20 protein-coding genes, 1 tRNA gene and 2 pseudogenes are annotated in these 23,413 nt (G+C 55.0%); 8 read left to right on the forward strand and 15 right to left on the reverse strand.

What is annotated here, in order from left to right; translation table 11 throughout:
* Positions 1-10: 10 nt before the first annotated feature.
* From DW082_RS00295 to cls, 4 genes are all read right to left on the reverse strand, one after another.
* Positions 11-970 (reverse strand): PhoH family protein, encoded by a 960-nt coding sequence (locus DW082_RS00295; protein ID WP_118456845.1) that lies wholly within the window; start codon positions 968-970, stop codon positions 11-13.
* Positions 971-983: 13 nt separating this feature from the next.
* Positions 984-1,601: a porin family protein gene (locus DW082_RS00300; RefSeq protein ID WP_055205294.1), complete on the reverse strand. Its 618-nt coding sequence runs from the start codon at positions 1,599-1,601 to the stop codon at positions 984-986.
* A gap of 140 nt (positions 1,602-1,741) precedes the next feature.
* Complete coding sequence (locus DW082_RS00305) at positions 1,742-2,545, reverse strand: transglutaminase domain-containing protein (RefSeq protein ID WP_101572326.1); 804 nt, start codon at positions 2,543-2,545, stop codon at positions 1,742-1,744.
* Between the two features lie 63 nt (positions 2,546-2,608).
* A complete protein-coding gene (gene cls, locus DW082_RS00310) occupies positions 2,609-4,078 on the reverse strand; it encodes a cardiolipin synthase (protein WP_055205289.1) in 1,470 nt (489 codons plus the stop codon).
* Positions 4,079-4,614: 536 nt separating this feature from the next.
* On the opposite strand from cls, the gene DW082_RS00320 reads away from it, so the two are divergent.
* A complete protein-coding gene (locus DW082_RS00320; protein ID WP_055205287.1) occupies positions 4,615-5,097 on the forward strand; it encodes a hypothetical protein in 483 nt (160 codons plus the stop codon).
* A 3-nt stretch (positions 5,098-5,100) separates the two neighbouring features.
* On the opposite strand, the gene DW082_RS00325 is transcribed toward DW082_RS00320, so the two are convergent.
* Both DW082_RS00325 and argS read right to left on the reverse strand, forming a co-directional pair.
* Positions 5,101-6,591 carry a lipopolysaccharide biosynthesis protein gene (locus DW082_RS00325; protein ID WP_101572322.1) on the reverse strand — a complete coding sequence of 497 codons (1,491 nt, stop codon included), beginning with the start codon at positions 6,589-6,591 and terminating at the stop codon, positions 5,101-5,103.
* 33 nt (positions 6,592-6,624) lie between these two features.
* Positions 6,625-8,406 carry an arginine--tRNA ligase gene (argS, locus tag DW082_RS00330; protein ID WP_101572320.1) on the reverse strand — a complete coding sequence of 594 codons (1,782 nt, stop codon included), beginning with the start codon at positions 8,404-8,406 and terminating at the stop codon, positions 6,625-6,627.
* Positions 8,407-8,472: 66 nt separating this feature from the next.
* Between argS and dusB the strand changes: the two genes are divergently transcribed.
* The 5 genes and pseudogenes from dusB (at position 8,473) to DW082_RS00345 (ending at position 12,369) form a co-directional block, all read left to right on the forward strand.
* On the forward strand, positions 8,473-9,495 hold the full coding sequence (gene dusB / locus DW082_RS00335) for a tRNA dihydrouridine synthase DusB (RefSeq protein ID WP_101572318.1): 1,023 nt from the start codon (positions 8,473-8,475) through the stop codon (positions 9,493-9,495).
* 438 nt (positions 9,496-9,933) lie between these two features.
* Positions 9,934-10,619 (forward strand): annotated as a pseudogene (locus DW082_RS15260) (trypsin-like peptidase domain-containing protein); the annotation flags it as partial.
* 30 nt (positions 10,620-10,649) lie between these two features.
* The gene (locus DW082_RS15265; protein WP_409049064.1) at positions 10,650-10,961 is read left to right on the forward strand and encodes a S1C family serine protease; all 312 of its coding nucleotides are present in this window, start codon (positions 10,650-10,652) and stop codon (positions 10,959-10,961) included.
* Entirely contained in the window at positions 10,958-11,401 is a 444-nt protein-coding gene (locus DW082_RS15270) for a PDZ domain-containing protein (protein ID WP_310648286.1), read from the forward strand. The genes DW082_RS15265 and DW082_RS15270 overlap by 4 nt, the downstream gene beginning before the upstream one ends.
* A gap of 107 nt (positions 11,402-11,508) precedes the next feature.
* On the forward strand, positions 11,509-12,369 hold the full coding sequence (locus DW082_RS00345; protein WP_055205283.1) for an RNA polymerase sigma factor RpoD/SigA: 861 nt from the start codon (positions 11,509-11,511) through the stop codon (positions 12,367-12,369).
* 141 nt (positions 12,370-12,510) lie between these two features.
* Here DW082_RS00345 and rpsT read toward each other — a convergent pair whose 3' ends face one another.
* The 3 genes from rpsT to DW082_RS00360 form a co-directional block, all read right to left on the reverse strand.
* On the reverse strand, positions 12,511-12,762 hold the full coding sequence (gene rpsT / locus DW082_RS00350) for a 30S ribosomal protein S20 (protein WP_055205282.1): 252 nt from the start codon (positions 12,760-12,762) through the stop codon (positions 12,511-12,513).
* A 33-nt stretch (positions 12,763-12,795) separates the two neighbouring features.
* A tRNA-Glu gene (locus DW082_RS00355) sits at positions 12,796-12,867 on the reverse strand.
* Positions 12,868-13,026: 159 nt separating this feature from the next.
* Entirely contained in the window at positions 13,027-13,395 is a 369-nt protein-coding gene (locus tag DW082_RS00360; RefSeq protein WP_147387404.1) for a hypothetical protein, read from the reverse strand.
* 61 nt (positions 13,396-13,456) lie between these two features.
* On the opposite strand from DW082_RS00360, the gene DW082_RS00365 reads away from it, so the two are divergent.
* Positions 13,457-14,662, forward strand: a complete 1,206-nt coding sequence (locus tag DW082_RS00365; RefSeq protein ID WP_055205280.1) for a pyridoxal phosphate-dependent aminotransferase — start codon at positions 13,457-13,459, stop codon at positions 14,660-14,662.
* 36 nt (positions 14,663-14,698) lie between these two features.
* On the opposite strand, the gene DW082_RS00370 is transcribed toward DW082_RS00365, so the two are convergent.
* Positions 14,699-16,135, reverse strand: a complete 1,437-nt coding sequence (locus DW082_RS00370; RefSeq protein WP_118456849.1) for an aminoacyl-histidine dipeptidase — start codon at positions 16,133-16,135, stop codon at positions 14,699-14,701.
* 104 nt (positions 16,136-16,239) lie between these two features.
* On the opposite strand from DW082_RS00370, the pseudogene ispF reads away from it, so the two are divergent.
* Positions 16,240-16,721, forward strand: a pseudogene (gene ispF / locus DW082_RS00375) (2-C-methyl-D-erythritol 2,4-cyclodiphosphate synthase).
* A 72-nt stretch (positions 16,722-16,793) separates the two neighbouring features.
* Here the strand turns inward: ispF and topA are convergent.
* The 5 genes from topA to truB form a co-directional block, all read right to left on the reverse strand.
* Positions 16,794-19,097: a type I DNA topoisomerase gene (topA, locus tag DW082_RS00380; RefSeq protein ID WP_118456852.1), complete on the reverse strand. Its 2,304-nt coding sequence runs from the start codon at positions 19,095-19,097 to the stop codon at positions 16,794-16,796.
* Between the two features lie 114 nt (positions 19,098-19,211).
* Positions 19,212-20,579 carry a DUF4270 family protein gene (locus DW082_RS00385; RefSeq protein ID WP_182424052.1) on the reverse strand — a complete coding sequence of 456 codons (1,368 nt, stop codon included), beginning with the start codon at positions 20,577-20,579 and terminating at the stop codon, positions 19,212-19,214.
* A complete protein-coding gene (locus DW082_RS00390; RefSeq protein ID WP_101572305.1) occupies positions 20,572-21,390 on the reverse strand; it encodes a glycogen/starch synthase in 819 nt (272 codons plus the stop codon). Before DW082_RS00390 ends, DW082_RS00385 begins: the two co-directional genes overlap by 8 nt.
* Positions 21,391-21,484: 94 nt before the next feature.
* Entirely contained in the window at positions 21,485-22,534 is a 1,050-nt protein-coding gene (gene queA, locus DW082_RS00395; RefSeq protein ID WP_101572303.1) for a tRNA preQ1(34) S-adenosylmethionine ribosyltransferase-isomerase QueA, read from the reverse strand.
* Between the two features lie 118 nt (positions 22,535-22,652).
* The gene (truB, locus tag DW082_RS00400) at positions 22,653-23,384 is read right to left on the reverse strand and encodes a tRNA pseudouridine(55) synthase TruB (RefSeq protein WP_228385808.1); all 732 of its coding nucleotides are present in this window, start codon (positions 23,382-23,384) and stop codon (positions 22,653-22,655) included.
* Positions 23,385-23,413 lie beyond the last annotated feature (29 nt).

Consider the following 23,413-nt stretch of genomic DNA (forward strand, 5'->3'; position numbering starts at 1 on the left):
ATGTTTCGAGTCATTCTTTCTCGGAGTTGCCGGCATGTCGTTCGAAGGCTTCAACGATGTGCTTTACCAGCCGGTGACGGATGATGTCGCGGTTGTCGAATGCGACGATCCCGATACCGTCGATCCCTTTCAGCATCTCCACAACGGGCATCAGACCCGAATCGCTGCGCCGCGGCAGGTCGATCTGCGTGATGTCGCCGGTAACGATAAACCGGGCGTTGCGCCCCATGCGGGTCAGGAACATTTTGATCTGGGCGACCGTCGTATTCTGCGCTTCGTCCAGGATGACGAAAGCGTTGTCGAGCGTCCGCCCGCGCATATAGGCCAACGGCGCAATCTGCACCGTGCCGTCTTCCACGTATTTACCGAGTTTCGCTGCCGGAATCATGTCGTTCAACGCATCGTACAGCGGCTGTAAGTAAGGATCGAGTTTCTCCTTCATGTCGCCGGGCAGAAAACCGAGCTTTTCGCCGGCTTCCACGGCGGGACGCGTCAGAATGATGCGTTTCACTTCGCGGTTCTTCAGCGCCCGAACCGCCAGCGCGATCGCCGTATAAGTCTTGCCCGAACCGGCCGGGCCGATGGCGAAAATCAGGTCGTTGCGGTCGTACAGGTTCAGCAGGCGCTCCTGGTTGATGGTGCGCGCCCGGACGACCAGGCCGTTGTTGCCGTAGACGATCACATGCTGGTCTTCCGGATCGTCCTGCACCGCAGAGAGTCCCCCGTCGTAAATCTGGTCGATCACCTGCGGGGATATATGGCCGTAACGCTCGTAATAAGCCAGCAGTTCGGCAAGCTTCTTGTCGAACCGCACGATCTCGCTCTCCTCCCCCATCACCTTGATGGCGGAACCGCGCGCCACGATTTTCAGTTTCGGAAATTTACCGCCGATTTTTTCGATGTTGGCATCGGCGAGGCCGTAAAACTCCACCGGGTCGATCCCTTCGAGAAGAATTACTTTTTCGGTCATCCGCGTACAGGATTTAGAACAGGTAGCTAATGTTCAACTGCCACTGATTCATGCTCGTCTTGTAAGTGCGGGCCTGCTGCTCGCCCTTGACCACGGTGAGCTCCGGCTTTTTGAACTGGCCGCCGTAACGCATATCCACGTTGACGCGCCCGAATTCGACGCCGCCGCCCAGTTGATAACCGACCAACGATTTTGCGAGTTCGGTATTGATCGCCGCCGAAGTATTTTTCAACTTGTTGCCGGTATCGTTCATCAGCGTGAAAACGGGGCCGGCAAACAACCGCACAAATGCGATTTTCCACCCCACGAGGATCGGCAGCTCAATGTTGTTCACTTTTACCTTCGTCGTGGCGCCGTCCTCCATATCCATCGTAAAGCGATGCTTGGCATAGTTCAACTCCGGTTGTATATACAACATCGGAAAATTGATCCTGGCCACGAAGCCGAACTGATAACCGAAATCCTTATCGGCCGAAAACACGCCGAGCACCTCGTCTTTCGAAGCGTGAAGACTCTGGCTCTGGATACCGGCCTTGATCCCGAAACGAATCGGGCCTTTGGCCCCGGCATTGTTCGTTATTCCGCATAAAATCAATGCGATCGCAGTCGTGAGCAAACACCTTTTCTTCATAGATTGCATATTTACACCGTTAAACATTTCAAAGGTAGAAAAAATATTCCTTTCCTGTTTCCTTTTCGGTCTTAAAGTGGAAAATATCCGACAAAGAGGACCGAAAGGCAAACGCAATCCCGGTTACCGGGGTTCCCCGACTATTTTTTCGCTATCTCCACAGGCTCTATGTCTTCTTTCAACAGACCGATGTCGCAGTCTTCGTAATCAACCCCGTCCCGCATCTTGACTATCATGAAATGGGGAAACCAGAAAGTATTCATCGTAGGATCGACGGCAAACCATCCGATGCCATCGAGATAGCATTCGGGCCATGCATGGCTTCCGACGGCTTTGTATTCGGGAGCGTAAACATAGCCCACGGCAAGGCGGGCGGGGATATTCTTGCGGCGCATCAATGCAATGAACAGGTTCGCATATTCGCTGCAAGTGCCTCTCCTCCGCTCGATGATCGACGCCACGTCCAGCGTCCTGCAAATTCCCGCATCGATGCGGCGGGCAAGCGAATCGTCGGGCGATAAAAAACCGTGGGTAAATGAAAGCGCCTTGTTTATTACGGCAAACGCGCTGGATTCGTCGGTAAACAACGTATCGGCAATTCCCGCCAGGAGTTCGTTTTCAGGGTCGATCAGCGGCGTCGGCAACAAATATTTCGCCGTCTCTCCGTCGTAGGATCGATTGCGGGAATAAGGCGCCTCCATCATTTTCGCACGCCGCGCACTGTCGGCATAAGGATTGACCACGGTAAGAACGACCCGGTAACCTTTTCCGTCTTTCGACAGCCCGGTTATTCGCTGCGGATAAGCATCCATAGCCTTCGTCGACAGGGAACCTACCGTCAGGACGAATTCGGTGGTGTCCGCTTCGAAAGGATCGTGAGACTGGGCTGCGGAAAACACGGGCGCCAAAAACGCACAAAAAACAACAAATAGTTTTTTTCTCATAACGGGCAGTTTAACGGTTTATCAAGTCATTCCCACGGCGGTACGGCAACATCCGAACCTCGTTTACAGCAACGGGCTGAACAACCGCGACAACGCTTCGTAAAAACTATGCAGCGCGGGGCGACTCTCCCAGTAGTCGCGCGTTACCATGCGGCTCTGATCGAGGTCGTGCAGGAACTCCGCTTCCAGCTCCTGCGTGATCTTCCGGTCGTACAGCAACGCCGACACTTCGAAATTGTCTTCGAAACTGCGGATGTCCATATTGGCCGTGCCGACCGAACTGAACTGCCCGTCGATCATAATCAGCTTCGAATGGTTGAATCCCCGGCGGTACAGGTACACCTTCACGTTGGCGTCGATCAGTTCGCCGATGTACGAGCGGGAGGCCCAGTAAACCACCTTCGAATCGGAACGGCTCGGGATCATGATCCGCACGTCGATCCCGCTCAGCGCAGCCACTTTGACCGCCGTCAGAATCGCCTCGTTCGGAAGGAAATAGGGCGACGAAATATAGATATGGTGCTGCGCATGCGTGATGGCCGAGAAAAACGCCTGCATGATCGACGCCCAGTCGGAATCGGGTCCGGACGTGGCGATCTGGATCATCGTCTCCTCCTTGACATGCGTTTTGGGCAGGTATTTCGGATAGTCGTTCAACAACTGCTTGCTGACGAAAAACCAGTCGGCGATGAATACGATCTGCAACATGCCGACCGCTTCGCCCTCGAGCCGCAGGTGGGTATCGCGCCACGGCCCCATTTTCGTCCCGGTGACGTACCGCTGGGCGATGTTGATCCCGCCCGTGAACCCGATCTTGCCGTCCACAACCAGGATCTTGCGGTGATTCCGGTAATTGACGTGGCTGGTCAGCCACGGGAAGACCACCTGCATGAAACACTCTACCCGGACGCCGGCCTTGCGCAGCCGGCCGATGTACTTGCGCCCGAGCCCCCAACTGCCCACGTCGTCGTAGATCAGCCTCACCTCGACTCCCTGCTGCGCCTTGGCGATCAAAATGTCGGCGATCTCGCGGCCCAGCGGATCGTCCTCGATGATGTAATATTCCAGATGGATCGACGAACTGGCCGACCACAGCGCCTTGCGGATTTCGTCGAACGTCTCCGTTCCGTCGTTCAGCAGCTTCACCCGGTTATGCACCGTCAGCAGCGCCTTGTTGCTGTTGAGCAGCAGCGTAATGATATCGCGGTTGTCGCTGATCTCCGGTTTGTGCAGCACCGCGGCGTTGTTGATCTCGTAGATTTGCTGCCGGCTCAGCGTGTCGATCTGTTCGAGATCGCTCAGTTCCTTGCGGCTGAACAATTTTTGCTTGCGGTGGTTGCGCCCGAAAACGATGTAAAAGATAAATCCGACGACCGGCAGCAATGAAATCACGATGATCCACGACAGCGCCTTCACCGGATCGCGCTTGTCGTGAATGATCACGGCGATCGTGATAATCACGAAAACGATGTACCCGAAACTCAGGTAAGGCTTCAGGTCGATCAGGGCGAAAAGTAAAAAAGTATCCGGCATGGCGTTCCAAATAGCAGTATTTGATACAAATATAATAAACCCCTCCGGAAAAAAGAGGCGGTCTGCCGAAAAATTGCAAAACGGCTCGCCTCCGTTCCTTTTCGATCGAAATAAATAACCGGAACTTTGCATAAAAATATATCGGACCGTTGGATTATCTTGAATTTTAATTATATTTGCATCATAAAGTTATGTAGTTATAACTATATTTATAATAAATTTTATTAAATCAAGGATCGAAAAGTACGATCAGGACGAATAATCCGGAGAAATCGCGGCGTCGGACGTACTGTAAACAAATGATTATGCCCTTCTTCCATTCACAGCGAACTACAGAACAGCCTCAACGGATTACGATCCGGAAAACGGAGAAAGTATGCTTTTGTCCGACCGATACCGGGCGGTCTCGTGCGACCGCTCCCGAAGTCCGCATCGGTTCCGCCGGGAAATGCCGTACCGCAAACGGGAATACGGGCAAATGCGTTCTCGTCGCAAGCGGGAGCAATCGTTGATCGATCCTACAAAAAGTCATCATTATGAACAGAGAAAAACGATTGTACCGGGACACCGAGAAATTTTTGAAAGCCCACACGTCGGACATCGTGTTCGCGCAAGAGATCCCGACGCGCCTGTTGATATTCTGGCTCGGGAAACGCAACAACCGCCGCGATCGGATTTTCAAACTCGCATTACAGAATTATCAGGATTTTACGGGACGCCAGCTCGTATTCCTGCCCGATTACAATGCGTTCATGGATCGGCTCTGTTCGGGAAAATACCAGTGGAACGGATTCCTGATCAACAAATACGAACGACTGGTGGATCCGAAAGATCCGTCCGTCGTTTATTGTTGCGATAAAGAGTACGACGACCTATACACGCTGTTTTTCATATTCGTCAGCAAAATCGTATGGGGACGGTTGCTCCCGTGGCGGCGCCGGCGCGACGAAATGACCATCTTCGCATTCGACGATTATCCCATGCTCTTTACGTATCGCCAAGCCCAACTGCGCGCCTGACCGTTAAGAGCGGCGGACGAAAATCCGGCGAAGCAGGCCTTCGAGCATCCGGTTCAGCGCCGGAGAAATCTTCGAATAATAAATTCCCGTACCGAATACGAGCGAAATCAGCGTCGTCCGGATCGTTCCGTCGACGATGAAATTGTCTTGCCGCGGAATCAGCATCGAGACGCCGATCATCGCGGCTCCCCACAGGGCGACGAGGACATCGCGCCACGACAGTGAAAAAATCCGGTAGAATTTCCATACGAACGCAACGTGCCCAACGTTGAAAACCAGCAGCGAGATCATCGTCGCCAGCGCCGCCCCGTTCATCCCCCAGCGGGGAATCATCAGCGCGTTGGTCAGGACGGTCAGCCCGACCAGCAGGATCGAAAGCATGAACTCATAGCGGTATTTCTTGGAAGTCATCAGAATCGTGCTGTTCAGTCCCACGTACATATTCACGACCCAACCCAGGCCGAGGAACAGGAAAACGTAACGCCCGCTGGCGTACGACTCCGGCATCAGCGAAAAGATATTGTCGAGGTTGACCCAGATGACGACGAACAGAAAGCAACCGGCGATCAGGTTCATCAGCGACGCATCGCGCGAGATTTTGCGCATACCTTCCATGTCGCGCTCTTTCCACAGGTTCGTAACCACCGGCGTAGACACCTTGACGATCGAACGGTAGGGCATCTGCATCGCGCTGGTCATATAGATGATCGTGGTATAGATCCCTCCTTCCGCCAGCCCGCAGATCCCGGCCAGCATCGTCTGGTCGACGATCGGTACGATATACATCGAAGCCCCTCCGAGATACTGCCACAATCCGTATACCGCCGTGATCGAAAGCAACCTGCGCACGCGCGGAGTGACCGGAACCGGCCGGAACCGCGTTTGCCGTATCGTCGCCATATAAACCAGCAGGATCGCCGCCGGTACGAAATAGATCAGCACGTACCCCACGACGAATTGCTCGAACGTAATCAGCCGCAACGCATACAGCGAAATTTCGATCGAAATCAACAGGCGCAGCAGAATCTCGTTGACGAAAGAGGTGACGACCGTCTTGTAAAATGCCTGCAACCACGAACTGAAAAAATTATAGGACAACGTAGCCAGCCCCAGCGGAATCAGCATCAGGTAGTGCTCGGACAGTAGCGGAGATTCTTTCGAATAGTACGCCATGACCGGTTCGCGGAACGCCAGGAACAGAACCGTGAACACGACGAACCCGGCGCCGACACCCAGCGCCGACCAGAAAAAGAAACCGTTGTCCCGCCGGTCGGGCGTCCGGAAAAACGGGAAGAATTTGACGACCGAAAAATTGATTCCCAGCGCGGAAAACTGGGCGTACAGGACGGCCAGCCCGGTCAGAATATTGACCAGTCCGACCTGCTCCTCGGTCAGGAAGTTCGTCAGCAACAGGATCTTGTTGACATATCCGATCAGGATCCCCAGGTAGGACAGGATCGTGATCGTGATGCTGTTGCGTTGTACGATGCCCAAGGCCGTATCGGTTAAAGGCTGCGGAAAGCCGGTTTACATGCGTTGCGGAACTCCGATACCGAGCAGCGCCATCGCCGAAGCGATCACGCGGGCTACGGTTTCGGAAAGCGTCAGACGCATCGTTTGTTTCTGCGCATCGGCCTCCCGCAGGATCGGGAAATCGTGGTAATAGCTGTTGTACGCTTTGGCCAATTCGTAAGCGTAATTCGCGATCACCGACGGCGAGAACGTCGCGCCGGCCTGCGCTACGGCGCCCGGATAGTCGGCAAGCATCTTGATCAGGCCGACCTCTTCAGTCGAAAGCGCCGAGCTATGCAGCTCGGAAGCCGGAACGATCCCGCGCTCGGCCGCCTTGCGCAACACCGACTTGATCCGGGCGTGGGTGTATTGGATAAACGGCCCGGTATTGCCGTTGAAGTCGATCGACTCGCGCGGGTCGAACAGCATCGTCTTACGCGGATCGACTTTCAGAATGAAATATTTCAACGCGCCGAGTCCTACCATCCGGCTGATCCGCATCGCCTCGTCCGGCGTCGCATCGTCGAGTTTGCCGAGCTCCTGCGACATGTCGTAAGCCGTCCGCACCATCTCGTCGATCAGGTCGTCGGCGTCCACCACCGTCCCCTCGCGCGACTTCATTTTTCCTTCGGGCAGCTCGACCATACCGTACGACAGGTGCGTGATATGATCGGCCCAGCCGTAACCGAGCTTGCCGAGGATCAGTTTCAATACCTGGAAATGATAGTTTTGCTCGTTGCCGACGACGTAGATCATGTCGTCCAGGCGTTCCTCTTTGAAACGAGTGTAGGCCGTGCCGAGGTCCTGCGTCATGTAGACCGACGTACCGTCGCCGCGCAGCAACAGCTTCTGGTCGAGACCGTCGGCGGTCAGGTCGCACCAGACCGAGCCGTCCTCCTTACGGAAAAACACCCCTTTATCCAGTCCCTCCTCGACGATCGATTTGCCGAGCAGGTAGGTATTCGATTCGTAGTACACCTTGTCGAAGCTGACGCCCATCGCTTCGTACGTCTTGTCGAAACCTTCGTACACCCAGCCGTTCATCGTCTGCCACAACCCGTAAATCTCCGGGTCTTTGGCCTCCCACTTGCGCAGCATCGCCTGGGCCTCTTTCATAATCGGCGCTTCGCGCTTGGCTGTTTCTTCGTCCATACCGCCGGCCGTCAGTTCTTTGACTTCGGCCTTATAAGCCTTATCGAAGGCCACGTAGTACTTCCCGACCAGGTGATCGCCCTTCATGCCGGACGAAGCGGGCGTCTCGCCGCCGCCGAACTTCCGCCACGCGAGCATCGACTTGCAGATATGGATTCCGCGGTCGTTGACCAAATTCACTTTCAGCACCTTATTACCGCCCGCCTCCAGAATCCGGGCCACCGAGTAGCCGAGCAGGTTGTTGCGAATATGGCCCAGGTGCAACGGCTTATTGGTGTTCGGCGAGGAGTATTCGACCATCACCGTCCGCCCGGTCGGAGCGGCCTGCCCGTAAGCGGGATCGGCGAGGATTTCGTTCACGCGCTCGCTCCAGAACAATTCGCTAAGGGACAGGTTCAAAAATCCTTTGATTACATTGAAACTTTTGATTTCGGGCGTCGAGGCGACCAGCGCTTCGCCGATCTCCGCGGCGGTGGCTTCCGGATTTTTGCGGCTGAGTTTCAGCAACGGGAAGACCACCAGCGTCATATCGCCGTCGAATTCCTTGCGGGTTTTCTGTATCTGTACCTGTCCGGGGGCGGGTTCGCCGTACAGCGCGGTCACTGCGGCCCGCACTTTATCCTGCAAAAACTGTTCGATATTCATGATTTGCGGTTTCGTGATTTCAAAATCAGCACAAAGATAGCTATTTTTGCCGTCAAAATACAACCGATGCGGATAGCCGACATAGATTTAGGGGACAAGCCGCTGTTCCTGGCCCCGATGGAAGACGTGACCGATCCGTCGTTCCGATACGTGTGCAAGCGGTTCGGAGCGGACATGGTCTACACCGAATTCATATCGAGCGACGGACTGATCCGCGACGCGGCCAAATCGGTCGCCAAACTCCGCACTTACGACTACGAACGCCCGGTGGGCATCCAGCTCTACGGCAACGAGATCGAACCGATGGTCGAGGCGGCGCGGGTCGCCGAGGCGGCACGGCCCGATCTGATCGACATCAATTTCGGCTGCCCGGTACGCAAGATCGCCGCGCGCGGAGCCGGCAGCGGCATGATGCGCGACGTGCCGAAGATGGTCGAAATGACGCGGCGGATCGTCGATGCGGTACGCCTGCCGGTAACCGTCAAAACCCGCCTCGGCTGGGACGAAGACTCGAAAAACATCGTCGAGATCGCCGAACGGCTGCAAGACGCGGGAATCGCCGCGCTGACGATCCACGGCCGGACGCGGGCGCAGCTTTACCGCGGCGAGGCCGACTGGACGCTGATCGGCGAGGTAAAACGCAACCCGCGAATGCATATCCCGATCATCGGCAACGGCGACATCGACTCGGCGGAAAAGGCTGCGGCGGCATTCGAACGCTACGGCATCGACGGCATCATGATTGGCCGCGCCACTTACGGCCGGCCGTGGATCTTTAAAGAAATCCGCCATTTTCTGAAGACCGGCGAACAACTCAAGCAGCCCTCCGTGCACGAGCGAGTGGAATTGGCGAAACTCCACTTCGCAAAATCGCTCGAATTCAAGGGCGACAAAGTCGGCGTGCTGGAAATGCGGCGCCATTTCTCCTGTTATTTCAAAGGACTGCCCGATTTCAAGCCTACGCGACTGAAGCTGGTAACGCTGAACGATCCGGCCGAAATCGTCGCTACGCTCGATTACGTCGCCGAACGGTGGGGCGACTTCGACACGTCGGAGATCGTTCCGCAACCGCTCTCGCACGACGTCTGACAGGCTTTTCCGCTCCGGGTCGTTCACGCGCCCAGCAAAAACCTATCGGGAAAAAGACTGCAGGAACGATTTTTTCGACAGTATCCATACAATATTTAAAAAATAGGAATCGTTATTTTTACCGGTTCCGAGGAAAGGCCGTGTCCGGAAGCCGGATCAGCCCGCCCGTAAAACGCCGGAACCGCAAAACCGCATCGTCAGGACAATATTCCGCGAAGTTTCGCAGTTATATAAATAAAATAAAAACCAACGGCAACTGGGTTCCCGTCGCAGACTCCGCCGAAAAGAGTGCGCGGAGCGCGAAAAGGAACCGCTAAAAAACAGGAAACAGACACAATGAACCAATTCTACCTTTTTTATAACTGACAAATTCATTCACTAAAATTTATTGTTTCTATGAAAAAGGGTTTTGTATGGGCAGGGGTGCTGGCAGTCTCGATGGTTGCGAGCGGAGTAACTGCTTACACCGTAACGAAAGCAGCCGACAAGGACAGCTATACGCCCGCCGAATCGTTCGCATCGAACGTCGGCACGCACTTCACCGCCTATGAGGAAGGCGGATATCCAGACCTCACCTATGCGGCCGAAAACGCCGTCAAGGGAGTCGTTAACATTGTCAACACGCAGGAAATCTCGTCCCGCGCAGGTTATCGCGGCGGATACGGCGACGACGGCGGCTTCGAACAGTTCTTCGACCTGTTCGGCATTCCGAGAGGCCAGTACCGGCAACAGCCGGAGCAACAGCCGCGGCCGCAGGAGCGCAAAAGCGGCGGATCGGGCGTCATCATCAGTCCGGACGGCTATATCGTAACGAACCACCACGTAGTGGACAACGCGTCGAAACTGAAAGTGACGCTGAACGATAAACGGACGTTCGACGCCAAAGTCATCGGCACCGACCCGACGACCGAAGTGGCGCTGATCAAAATCGACGCGACCGACCTGCCGACCATTCCGATCGGAAATTCGGACGCTCTGCGTCTCGGCGAGTGGGTGCTGGCCATCGGCAGCCCGTACGGACTGCAGAATACGATCACGGCCGGGATCGTCAGCGCCAAGGGGCGTAGCTGCAGGCGTTGCCGACGCAGTACAGCCTCGAATCGTTCATCCAGACCGACGCGGCCGTCAATCCGGGCAACAGCGGAGGCGCGCTGGTGAATACCAAAGGCGAGTTGGTCGGCATCAACACGCTGATCCAGTCGCAGACCGGAAGTTACATCGGCTATTCGTTCGCCGTGCCGACCTCGATCGTTAAAAAAGTGGTGGTCGACCTGAAAGAGTACGGCGTCGTACAGCGGGCCATGCTGGGCATCGGCTACAACGCGATCGACGAAGCGTTCCTCGAAAGCGATAAAGGCAAATCGACCGGTATCAAGGAACAAGGCGGTATTTACGTCGGCGAAGTATACCCGGCAGCGCTGCCGAAGCCGCAGGAATCAAGACGGGCGACATCATCACCGAAATAAACGGGGTGAAAATCGAAGGATCGGCCCAGGTTTCTGAAGAGATCGCCAAGCACCGACCGAACGATAAGATCACGGTAAGCGTAAAAAGAGGCTCGGACGTGAAACAAATCGAAGTGGTCTTGCGTAATAAGACTGGTAACACCGACGTGATCACCAAAGACCAAGTTTCGGCCTACGATGCGCTGAACGGCGAGTTCGCCGAAGTGTCGGAAAAAGCGCTGAAATCGCTTAAGATCAAAGGAGGTGCGGTAGTGACAGGCGTTCACGAAGGAGGGTTGCTCGACAAGGCGGGCATCCGCAGAGGATCGGTCATCACGCGGATCAACAACTCGACCATCAGTTCGGTAAACGACCTGAACCGCATTACGTCGGCAATCGAATCGATCGAATGGATCAACCCGGACGGCACGCGCGACCGGTTGCTGATCATGCCGAAATAGGCGGAGAAACTTTCCCCGTTGTTACTTGAGAAACGTTGCAGGCTCTTTCACGGAGCGCTGCAACGTTTCATAAAAGTTTAGTTAGGTATCAACAAGAGAACTATACGATGAGACAATTAAAAATTACCAAATCCATTACCAATCGCGAAAGCGCATCGCTGGACAAATACCTGCAGGAGATTGGCAAAGAGGATTTGATTACCGTAGAGGAAGAGGTAGATCTGGCGCAGCGGATCAAAAAGGGCGACAAGGAAGCCCTCGAAAAACTGACTCGCGCCAACCTTCGGTTCGTGGTTTCCGTTGCGAAACAGTACCAGAACCAGGGCCTGTCGCTGCCTGACCTGATCAACGAGGGGAATTTGGGACTGATCAAGGCCGCCGAGAAGTTCGACGAAACGCGCGGCTTCAAATTTATTTCTTATGCCGTATGGTGGATCCGCCAGTCGATCCTGCAGGCGCTGGCCGAACAGAGCCGCATCGTCCGCCTGCCGCTGAACCAGGTGGGATCGCTCAATAAGATCAACAAGGCGTTCGCCCGGTTCGAGCAAGAGCACGAACGGACTCCGTCGCCCGAAGAGCTGGCCAACGAGCTGGACTTGCCTAAAGAAAAGGTGACCGACACACTCAGGGTTTCGGGACGCCACGTATCGGTGGACGCTCCGTTCTCGGACGGCGAGGACAACAGCCTGCTCGACGTGCTGGTCAACAACGATTCGCCGATCGCCGACCGCGGCCTGATCAACGAATCGCTCGGCACGGAAGTCGAACGCGCCCTGTCGACGCTGACCGACCGCGAACGCGACATCATCAAATATTTCTTCGGGATCGGCTGCTCGGAAATGACGCTCGAAGAGATCGGCGAGAAATTCGGACTGACCCGCGAACGCGTCCGTCAGATCAAAGAAAAAGCAATCCGCCGACTGCGCCACAGCACCCGGAGCAAATTGCTGAAATCCTATCTCGGATAATTCGACGCAATCTACCGCAATCAAAAAACGCCGGCTAAAAATAGCCGGCGTTTTTTATTTCCTCTGGTATCTCGCATCGGACACGTAAAAAAGCCATCCCGGAAAAGGATGGCTTTTATATTCGACGCCGAAAACGGCAGACTACAACGCGTTGACGTGAAGCTGAACGCTGCTTTTCAGGTTGGCGGCTTTATTCTTGTGGATCACATTCGTTTTGGCGAGTTTGTCCAGCATGGCGGTCACCTTCGGAAGCAACGCTACGGCGGCATCCTTCTCAGTCGTATTGCGCAACGCCTTTACGGCATTACGGGCCGTTTTGTGATAATATTTATTCCGGGCGTTTTTCACCTCGGTCTGGCGTATTCTTTTCTTCGATGACTTGTGATTTGCCATTTTCGTAAATTTATTTATTTCATCTTTATTTCGTAGCCCATAGGAGAATCGAACTCCTCTTTCAAGAATGAAAATCTTGCGTCCTAACCGATAGACGAATGGGCCATCGCGCAACCAGATTGACTGATTCAGCGGTGCAAAGGTAGCCAAAAACTGAATATTTGCAAATTTTTCGACGAAAATTTCATCTTTTATTTCCGATTCTTTGGATTCCGGCGAAACCGCCGGCCCGAAAAACCGGCCCCGAACCTCCGCCGGAGCAGGCTACAACTCCCCGGCCCCTTTCTCTTTTCCGGCCGACGCCCGCTGGCGCTTGTCGTACAAAAAATAATCGAGCCCCAGAGCCAGCAGCAGGAAAAAGTTATAGACCGTGCCGGCGACCAACGCAGCGATCAGCAGATAGAGCGTACAGAGCCACGAAACGGCCAGAAACCGTTTCTCGATCCCGCCCGACACGAAATGCAGCAGATAGCACATTCTGCGACGGAAAGTCAGCCCGAGGTAAAATGCGATGAAACACGCCGACACGACGAGTCCCGCCTTCGGATAATCGCGGCTGAGCAACGCCCCGATTACGACGCCAGAAACGACCGCCTGAATCGCTGTTTTCGGAGAAATCTTCATTATTTTCATCAACGGCAAAGGTACTATAAAAATATATTTATAGCTTTGCGGTGTTTTAAAATATTTTTTCATGCCTAACTTATCCGATAAGGGGGTATACCTGCCCCCCTCGCCGATCCGTAAATTGGTACCGTATGCCGAAAAAGCAAAAAGCCGCGGAATCAAAGTCTACCACCTGAACATCGGGCAGCCCGACATCTGCACGCCGCAGGTCGCCGTGGACGCCGTCAAGAATATTTCCGATCACGTCTTCGAATACGGCCATTCGGCGGGTAACGAAAGTTACCGCCGCAAACTGGTCAAATACTACGAAAGCGTCGGCATCGACGTGACGGCCGACGACCTGATGATCACCGTCGGGGGGTCGGAAGCGATTTTCATGGCCATGACCATCTGCCTGAACCCGGGCGACGAGGTACTGGTACCCGAACCGTTCTACGCCAATTACAACGGCTTCGCGATGGAAGCGGGCGTGAATATCAAGCCGATCTCGTCGACCATCGCCAACGACTTCGCACTGCCTCCGATGGAAGATTTCGAACGGCTGATTACGCCGCGCACCAAAGCGATTCTGATCTGCAACCCGAACAACCCGACCGGATACGTCTATTCCGAAGAGGAGTACGCGCAACTGCGCGATATCGTGCTGAGGCACGACCTGTACCTGATGGCGGACGAAGTATACCGCGAATTCTGCTACGACGGGACGCAATGCATCTCGGTAATGAACCTCAAGGGAATCGAACAGAACGTGGTAATGATCGACTCGGTGTCGAAACGTTACAGCATGTGCGGCGTACGGCTCGGAACGCTCGTATCGCGCAACAAGGCGATCATCGCCGCCGCGCTGCGGATGGGACAAGCGCGGCTGTGCCCGCCCTATCTGGCCCAGGTGGCGGCCGAAGCGGCGCTGGACACTCCGGCGAGTTATTTCCGGGAAGTGCACGACGAATACGCCGCGCGCCGCAACTGCATCGTCGAGGCACTGAACAAAATCGAAGGGGTCTACTGCCCGATGCCGAAAGGATCGTTCTACTCGATCGTGAAGCTTCCGATCGACAGCAGCGAGCGTTTCGCCCAATGGCTACTCGAAGAGTTCGAATACAAAGGACAAACCGTCATGCTGGCCCCGGCGACCGGATTCTACGCCTCGTGTTACCTCGGACACGACGAGGTGCGCATCGCCTACGTCATCAAACGCGAAGACCTGCTGGCCGCCGCCGAATGCTTGCGCGAAGCGCTAAAAGTATATCCGGGCCGCAAAACGACCCGCTAACCCGGTTATCGGAAAATCTGCGGAAAACGCCTGCGGTCACCGATCGCCGGCGTTTTTCAACGCGCCGAGTATTCCGGTCAGAAACTGCCAGAACCGTCCGACGGAAGCGATCTCCAGCTTCTCGTCCGGCGAATGTACGCCGCGAAGGGTCGGACCGATGGATATCATCTCCAGATCGGGATATTTTTGCAAGAACAGACCGCACTCCAGTCCGGCATGGATCGACCGCACCTGCGGTTGCGCGCCGAACAGCTTGTCGTAAACACTGCGGGCCACCTCCAGCAGCCTGGAATCCGGATCGGGATTCCAGCCCGGATAGCCGTCCGAACGACTTACGTCGGCGCCGGCCAGCCGCAGCACCGATTCGACCGATGCCGACGCGGCATCCCGCGCGCTCTGTATCGCAGAACGCTGCGAAGTCGTGATTTCGACCAACAGTTCGCCGACGAATTTAACGGAAGCCAGGTTCGTCGACGTTTCGACCATGCCCGGCATCACCGGACTCATCGCCAGCACGCCGTTCGGCACGCCGCACACGGCGTCCAGCAGACTACGCTGCGCTTCGACATCCATTACCGTATCCGGCGCGGGCATATCGGTCAGCGCCAGATCCATTCCGGTTTCGATCGTCCCGTATTCGCGTTTCAGGTCGTCCCGAAACTCCTCAAAAAAACGCCTGACCCGTTTCACCTCGCGGGACGGAACGCCGAAAACGGCAAACGCCTCGCGCGGGATCGCATTACGCAGGTTCCCGCCGTCGAAATAGGCGAGCCGCAGGTCGATATCGCTCGCGTCGATCCTCCACAAAAAACGGTTCAACACTTTGTTCGAATTGGCCCTGCCCTTTTCGATATCGTCGCCGGAATGACCGCCGAGCAGACCGGAAACGTCGATCCGGAAAAATTCGTAATTCTTGACCGGTTCTTCCTGCCGGTAATTCAGCGTAGCCACCGTATCGATCCCGCCGGCGCAGCCGATAAAAATCTGCCCTTCATCCTCCGAATCGAGGTTGATCAGATACTTGCCGGAAAGCATATCCTCGCCCAGCCCGAAGGCCCCGGTCAGTCCGGTCTCCTCGTCTACCGTGAACAGGCATTCCAGCGGTCCGTGCGGAACGTCCGCCGAAGCCAGCACCGCCAGCTCGGCCGCCATGCCGATGCCGCAGTCGGCGCCGAGCGTCGTGCCGGTCGCCGTAACCCAACCGTCCGCGATGCGCGTCTGGATCGGATCTTTCTCGAAATCGAAATTCACGCTACTGTTTTTCTCGCACACCATATCCACGTGGCTCTGCAAGACGACGGTCGAACGGTCTTCCATCCCTTCGGTCGCCGGTTTGCGGATCACGAGGTTGCCCACGCCGTCGCGCCGGTACTCCAACCCGTGACTTTTGGCGAAATCGACCAGGTAAGCCATGATCTTCTCCTCTTTCTTGGACGGACGGGGAATCCGGGTTATCTGTCGAAATAGTCCCACACGATCCGAGGGGTCAATTGTGCAATTTCTGACATTTCCTTAAAAATTTAATCTTCCTTGTAAATGTAATCATAATTTCGTTAGTTTGTACAAAACTTCGGCCAATGATGAATTTCAGAATCGGGCACGGATACGACGTGCACGCATTAGCGCAGGGGCTCCCGTTGTGGCTGGGAGGCATACGTATCGAACACGCCCTCGGCTGCGTCGCCCACTCGGACGGAGACGTACTGATCCATGCGCTGTGCGACGCGTTGCTCGGAGCCGCCGCGATCGGCGACATCGGATTGCATTTTCCGGATACTTCCGAAGCGTACAAAGGCATCGACAGCAAGATCCTGCTGCGCCGTACCGTGGAACTGATCGGACGGCAGGGCTACGCAATCGGGAATGTCGACTGCACGCTCTGTCTGCAACGTCCCAAAATCAAACCGCACATTCCAGCCATGCGCGAAACGCTGGCCTCCGCGATGGGAATCGCTCCGGAAGCCGTATCGGTCAAGGCGACCACCACCGAACGCCTCGGTTTCGTCGGACGCGAAGAGGGGATCGAGCTCACGCGGTAGCGCTGATCTTCAAACCATAGCCTCCGCTCGCGCCGAAAAGACGAAAAGCCCCGCATCGGTTCGATGCGGGGCTTTTCGTCGGAAGCAATCCGTTATTTTTTTGATTTTGCGATGATCTCGCGGCACTGTTCGAGCGTCAGGTCGGCAGGCACGTACCCTTTCGGGATGCGGTAATTTTTCCCCTGCCAAGCGATATAAGGGCCATAACGGCCGTTCAGTACCTGCAATCCGTCGTCCTCGGGATAAGTGCGGATCGGCTCCTTCGCCTTGGCGTCCTTCTCGCGCTTGTCCCGGATCAGCGATACGGCACGATCCAATTCGATCGTATAAGGATCGTCTGTCTTGCCCAACGAGACGAACTTGCCGTCGTGCCGCACATAAGGCCCGAACCGGCCGATGCCGATCACCACCTCTTTCTCCTCGAACTCGCCGACGGTACGCGGCAGCGTAAACAGGTCGAGCGCCTCTTCGAGCGTGATCGAAGCGATCAACTGCCCTTTTCTCAGGCTCGCGAAACGCGGTTTCTCCGCATCGTCGGCATCGCCGATCTGGGCGACCGGGCCGAAACGTCCGATTTTGACGTAAACCGGCTTGCCGCTCTTCGGATCGGTTCCGAGCAGATGGGGCTGACTGCTTCTGACCGGTTGGCTTTCGAGCGCCCGATCCACCGTCGAATGGAACTTTTCGTAGAACTTACGGATCATATCGACCCAACTTTTATCCCCTTCGGCAATTTCGTCGAACTCCTTTTCGACCATCGCCGTAAAATTATAGTCCATCACATCGGTAAACTGCTGGTCGAGATAATCGGTCACCAACATGCCGATATCGGTCGGAGAAAGCTTGTTTTTCTCTTTCCCTACATGCTCGCTGAGCTCTTTGCGGACAATCTCCCCTTTTTCGAGTTTCAACTGGACATACCCCCGTTTGCCGCCCTCGCGGTTCTCTTTAACCACATAGCCGCGCGTGATGATCGTCGAAATCGTCGGCGCATAGGTGGACGGGCGACCGATCCCCAGCTCTTCAAGCCTTTTGACCAGCGACGCCTCGCTGTAACGCGGCGGACTCTGCGTGAAACGCTGCAACGCCGTAACGCTTTTCGCCTCCGGCCGATCCCCCTGTTTCAACGGGGGCAGCAGCGCCTCTTCGCCCTCCTGCGCCTCGTCTTCGGTCGATTCGGAATACAATTTCAGGAAACCGTCGAACAGCACGGTCTCGCCCGTAGCGACGAAACGCTCCTCCGCATTGCTGATCTCGATATCGACCACCGTCCGTTCGGTCTGGGCCGCCGCCATCTGCGAGGCGATCGTCCGTTTCCAGATCAAATCGTACAGCCTTTTTTCGGCCGGAGCGGCGTCGATCACGGTCTTATCCATGTAAGACGGGCGGATCGCTTCGTGCGCTTCCTGTGCTCCTTTCGTTTTGGTTTTATAGTTGCGGACTTCCGAATATTTTTCACCGAAAAGCTTGACGATCTCCGCTTTCGCCGCAGCGATCGCCTGTCCGGACAAGTTCACCGAATCGGTACGCATATAAGTGATATACCCCGCCTCGTACAACCGCTGCGCTACCGACATCGTCTGGCTCACCGACATACCGAGTTTGCGCCCGGCTTCCTGCTGCAACGTGGACGTGGTGAACGGCGCGGCCGGAGATTTTTTCGACGGCTTGCGCTCGACGTTCCGTACGGTAAAGACGGCGGTCTTGCACTTTTCGAGCAGCGCGAGCGCCTCCTGTTCGGTCGCATAGCGTTTACTGAGTTCGGCCCGGAACGCGGATTTCTTCCCGTCCGCATCGGTAACCGTAAAATCGGCCAGCACCCGGTAATAGGCCGCGGCCTTGAAATCCATGATCTCGCGCTCGCGCTCGACGATCAGCCGTACGGCCACGCTCTGAACGCGTCCGGCCGACAACGACGGCTTGATCTTTTTCCACAGAACCGGCGACAGTTCGAATCCCACCAGACGATCCAGAATCCGGCGCGCCTGCTGGGCATTGACCAGATTCAGGTCGATCGTGCGCGGATTTTCGATGGCATGTAAAATGGCATTTTTCGTGATCTCATGGAAAACGATCCTCTTGGTCTTGTCGTCTTTCAGCCCGAGCACCTGGGACAGGTGCCACGCGATGGCCTCCCCCTCGCGGTCTTCATCGGACGCCAGCCAAACCGTGCCGGCCTCCTTGGCGAGTTTTTCCAACTCCGCTACCGTCTTCTTCTTATCGGGAGATATTTCGTAATGCGGTGTAAAATCATTTTGGATGTCGATTCCCAACTCTTTCTTCGATAGGTCCCGGATATGCCCGAAACTGGATTTTACCACATAGCCCTTACCCAAAAATTTTTCGATAGTCTTTGCTTTGGCCGGAGACTCCACGATCACCAGATTTTCCTGCATAAATATTTTCGTTTTTCGGCGGTCCGGTTGCCCGATACCGCGACTTTCATTATTGTATTATAAAGAGAAAACCTAAAGTTCTACTCCTTTAGGTTTCGTTGATTTGTTTCCGAATCATTTTACCAACGTATAAGCGACGATCACCCGCAACGGCGGATCGCTCGCCCCGGTCTTCAGCTTCACCTGTTTGAATTCGGCGAGTAGGTCTCCGCCGGGGCCCAGCGTCATCGTCCGAGGAGCGCTGTCGGGCTTGGCGATCAGTTTTTGCAGAAAGATCGTGATGTCGGTAGCGTAATTGCCGTTCGTCCGATCCAGATAACCTCCGTATATCAGGCTCGTGCCAGAACTCGTTTCGTAAGAATAGTCGTAGTCCGGAATCCCGGTAAACTTCCTATAATCCGAATAGGAACCGATCCGCGAAGGCGCCTGATTGAAATTCTCTGCGGTAGGATCGGCCAGCGACCAGACCAGCGACGCTTTGTTGATAACCATCGAATTGTACGGAGCGACGACCTTCCCGAGCAACTGATCGACGAAATCGTCGGTAAACCGCACGAACGTAGCCACCCCGCCCAGCGTCTGCACATAACCGTACGGCAGCGGCGTCGAAGTCGTCAGCGTATCGTTGATCCCCTGAATCGGAGTTCCCGTGTAATCATGGCTGATCATACTGACATGGGCCTGATTGAACAGCGTATTGTCGAACGAATAATAAGTAATGACCGTATCTTTGGGAGTCGTCGCCGTCGCATCGGTAAAGTTGCGAGTATAGAGCCCCATCTCCATCGACGCCAGGGCGAGCCGGTAAACGCACGCATCGGGGTCGGACGAAGGATCCGGAGCAAAACAGAATCCCTTATACGCATCGTGGAACAGGGAATCGCTGGTATAAGTCCCCCCCGTGGTATCCATCAGCCGGTGGGCGAACTCGATAGCGGCTTCGCTGTCCAGCTTCAGCATCACTTCTTCGGACGGGACGCCGGTTATCTCGAAACTGAACAGCACCTTGTCGCTCACGATGGAAGACGGGTCGAAATCGGCATAATAAGTCGTATCGCTGTCCAAGTACCCGGTCAGTTCGTAGATATTGAATTTCTGGGTTTTGCTCGAGTCGCCGTAAAACGAACCGTTGAACGTCAGCCACAACATCAACGAGTCGAACACCGGCGCGATACCGAACATTTCGCTGCCCGTCGTAAAATAATTCATGTTGTACTGGGCGCAAAAAGAGGCTTTCGTCCGGCCGAAAACCGGATCCCAACCCGATCCCATATAACCGTAGACCATTCCGCTCGTCGGGAACGAATCCGACTCGGTCAGGTAAGTGTCGATACCGCGCAAAGTGTCCAGACAGACCTTCATCTGCTCGTCGTCGGGAATGAAATCGTCCCCGAACTGATTATCCACTTTCGTACAAGAAAACAAGATGGCTGCCGTGAGCAACAATGTCGCTGCGATCCCTCTTCGATTCGGCCTATTCATTTGCGAGTATTTTGTTGTAAAACGCCTGATAATGATCCAGATATTCTGCCGTCGTTTTATCCTGGAACTCCAGAAAAGGCTTTTTCTTTTCATGCAGGAAATCCACGATCGGCGCAGCAGGCTCCGGCGTCTCGAAAATTACGCCGTCCGCATAGTTGATAACGAACTTCATCAGGTTTTCGTATGTGGGATCGTCCAGATAATCGAGATATTTTTTAGGCACGCCCTCGCCCTGTATCTTGGCTTTGAACTTTTTGTCCAGCTCTCCTTCGAACGCATCGTCGTAAAGCGAAACGACGATCTTCACTTTTTTGAATATCGGATCGTCTGCGAACAGATTGCGCAGGTAAACCGGCACGATCGAAGAGAACCATCCGTGGCAGTGCACCACGTCCGGCGTCCAGCGCAGTTTTTTGACCGTCTCCAGCACCCCCCTGGCAAAAAAGATGGCCCGCTCGTCGTTGTCCGGGAACAAAACGCCGTTCTCGTCGCGGACGATCGCCTTGCGGTGAAAATAATCTTCGTTGTCGATAAAATAGATCTGCACCCTCGCCGCAGGAATCGAAGCGACCTTAATGATCAGCTGATGGTCGTTGTTATCGATGATCAGGTTCATTCCCGACAGGCGGATCACCTCGTGCAACTGGTTGCGCCGTTCGTTGATCAAACCGTAACGCGGCATGAAGGTTCGAATCTCATTTCCTCGTTCCTGCATATTTTGGGAGAGCGTTCTGCATAAAACGGACATATCGCTTTCAGGGAGATACGGAGTTATTTCCTGACAGACATAAAGAATTTTGCAGTTACTCATTGGTACGAATTTTTCATCAATAGGATTTGAGACCTGATACAAAGATACTATTTTTTTTACGATTACCGTGCTGCGCAACGGCTTTTTTGCCCGTTTACAGGATCAGCATGGCATCGCCGTAGGTCCCGAAACGGTATTCCTCCGTACGGGCCACTTCGTAAGCGTCCATCAACAGGTCGTAACCGGCAAAAGCCGCCACCATCATCAACTGCGTCGAATAGGGCAGGTGGAAATTGGTGATCATGCAGTTGGCCACGCTGAATTCGTACGGTTCGAATATAAACTTGTTGGTCCAGCCTTCGAACGGCTTCAGCCGGCCGTCGGTAGACACGGAACTCTCGATCGAACGCATCACCGTCGTACCGACCGCGCAAACCTTGCCGCCCGCATCCTTGACTTCGTTCACCCGTTCGGCAGTCTGCTGCGGAATAATCACCTGTTCCGAATCCATTTTGTGCTTGGTCAAATCCTCTACGTCCACCGTCCGGAAATTTCCGAGGCCGACGTGCAATGTCAGGAAAGCCATATGGATTCCTTTGATTTCCATTCGCTTGAGCAGGTGCTTACTGAAGTGCAAGCCGGCTGTCGGCGCAGCTACGGCTCCTTCGTTTTTGGCGAATATGGTCTGGTAACGCTCGTCGTCGATCGGCTCAACCTTCGTACGGATCCACTTGGGCAGCGGCGTCTCGCCCAGTTTGAACAGGGCGGCCTTGAATTCGTCGTAATCGCCGTCGAATAGGAAACGCAACGTCCGTCCACGGGAAGTCGTATTGTCGATCACCTCGGCCACCAGCAGGTCGTCGTCGCCGAAATAGAGTTTGTTTCCGATCCTGATCTTGCGGGCCGGATCCACCAGAACATCCCACAACCGGAGTTCCCGGTTCAGCTCGCGCAACAGGAAGATCTCGATCTCGGCGCCCGTTTTCTCTTTGTTGCCGTACAGGCGGGCCGGAAACACCTTGGTATCGTTGAAAGTGAAAATATCCCCCGGCTTGAAATAATCGACTACGTCTTTGAAAACCCGATGCTCGATTTTTCCGGTTTTGCGGTTCAGCACCATCAGCCGGGATTCGTCCCGGCACTCGGCCGGATATTTGGCCAACATATCGGCCGTGAAATTGTAATTATACTGAGATAATTTCATTATTTATTGAAATGAACTTTGGAATCTGCAAATTCAAACGGGACAATACTATTTATACGCAAAATTTTGGCTTTTGTTTCACTGCGCCGATCTTTTTCGCACGAACGGAGCCTCCGGCCTACCGGCGCACGTCCTCCGTTCCATCCGGATCGGGAAACAGCAGCCCCTGCACCTGCGGAAGCGTATAGGCGTCTTCCAGCGTGAAATCGCCGCTACGGGTACGGCAAAGCGCCGTCAAGTAGGCCCCGCTGCCCAGCTTTTCACCGAGATCGCGGGCGATCGAACGAATATAAGTTCCCTTGCTGCACCGGATACGGAGCGTCGCCCGGGGCGGTTCGAAAGACTCGAGCCGCATCCCGTACACGGTAACCGGCGCGCGGCGCATCTCCACTTCCGTCCCCTGCCGGGCGTATTCGTAGGCCCGTTTGCCATCGATCGACTTGGCCGAATAGACCGGAGGCAACTGCATCTGTTCGCCCTCCATCGTGCGCAGGGCTTCTTCGAGCATCTGCCGCGTAATATGTTCGTAGGGGAAAGTCCGGTCGACCGGGTGTTCCATATCGAAACTGGGCGTAGTCGCCCCCAACGCCAGCGTCGTCAGGTACTCTTTCGGCTGCGCCTGCAACGCTTCGGCCTGTTTGGTCGCGCGTCCCAGACACACGATCAGGATGCCGGTGGCCAGCGGATCGAGCGTGCCGGCATGTCCGACCTTGATCTTGCGATGTCCCAGCCGGCGCATCATTACCTTGATTTTTCGGACGACGTCCGAAGAGGTCCACCCAAGGGGTTTGTCGATAGGAAGCACATACCCTTCGGCAAAGGGCAGATCGGCAGAAAGCGGTTGTTTCAAAACGAAATTTTTTTAAGACTGTTCAATTC

Origin of the sequence: Alistipes sp. AF48-12 (genome assembly GCF_003477565.1) — a bacterium.
GTDB lineage: Bacteria > Bacteroidota > Bacteroidia > Bacteroidales > Rikenellaceae > Alistipes_A > Alistipes_A hominis.

Coding starts and splice junctions, on each gene's coding strand:
- DW082_RS00320 (WP_055205287.1), top strand. CDS start 4,615: ATGAACAGAGAAAAACGATTGTACCGGGACACCGAGAAATTTTTGAAA.
- DW082_RS00300 (WP_055205294.1), bottom strand. CDS start 1,601: ATGAAGAAAAGGTGTTTGCTCACGACTGCGATCGCATTGATTTTATGC.
- DW082_RS00345 (WP_055205283.1), top strand. CDS start 11,509: ATGAGACAATTAAAAATTACCAAATCCATTACCAATCGCGAAAGCGCA.
- argS (WP_101572320.1), bottom strand. CDS start 8,406: ATGAATATCGAACAGTTTTTGCAGGATAAAGTGCGGGCCGCAGTGACC.
- DW082_RS00305 (WP_101572326.1), bottom strand. CDS start 2,545: ATGAGAAAAAAACTATTTGTTGTTTTTTGTGCGTTTTTGGCGCCCGTG.
- queA (WP_101572303.1), bottom strand. CDS start 22,534: ATGAAATTATCTCAGTATAATTACAATTTCACGGCCGATATGTTGGCC.
- rpsT (WP_055205282.1), bottom strand. CDS start 12,762: ATGGCAAATCACAAGTCATCGAAGAAAAGAATACGCCAGACCGAGGTG.
- DW082_RS00295 (WP_118456845.1), bottom strand. CDS start 970: ATGACCGAAAAAGTAATTCTTCTCGAAGGGATCGACCCGGTGGAGTTT.
- DW082_RS00360 (WP_147387404.1), bottom strand. CDS start 13,395: ATGAAAATAATGAAGATTTCTCCGAAAACAGCGATTCAGGCGGTCGTT.
- DW082_RS00385 (WP_182424052.1), bottom strand. CDS start 20,579: ATGAATAGGCCGAATCGAAGAGGGATCGCAGCGACATTGTTGCTCACG.
- dusB (WP_101572318.1), top strand. CDS start 8,473: ATGCGGATAGCCGACATAGATTTAGGGGACAAGCCGCTGTTCCTGGCC.
- DW082_RS00365 (WP_055205280.1), top strand. CDS start 13,457: ATGCCTAACTTATCCGATAAGGGGGTATACCTGCCCCCCTCGCCGATC.
- topA (WP_118456852.1), bottom strand. CDS start 19,097: ATGCAGGAAAATCTGGTGATCGTGGAGTCTCCGGCCAAAGCAAAGACT.
- cls (WP_055205289.1), bottom strand. CDS start 4,078: ATGCCGGATACTTTTTTACTTTTCGCCCTGATCGACCTGAAGCCTTAC.
- DW082_RS00390 (WP_101572305.1), bottom strand. CDS start 21,390: ATGAGTAACTGCAAAATTCTTTATGTCTGTCAGGAAATAACTCCGTAT.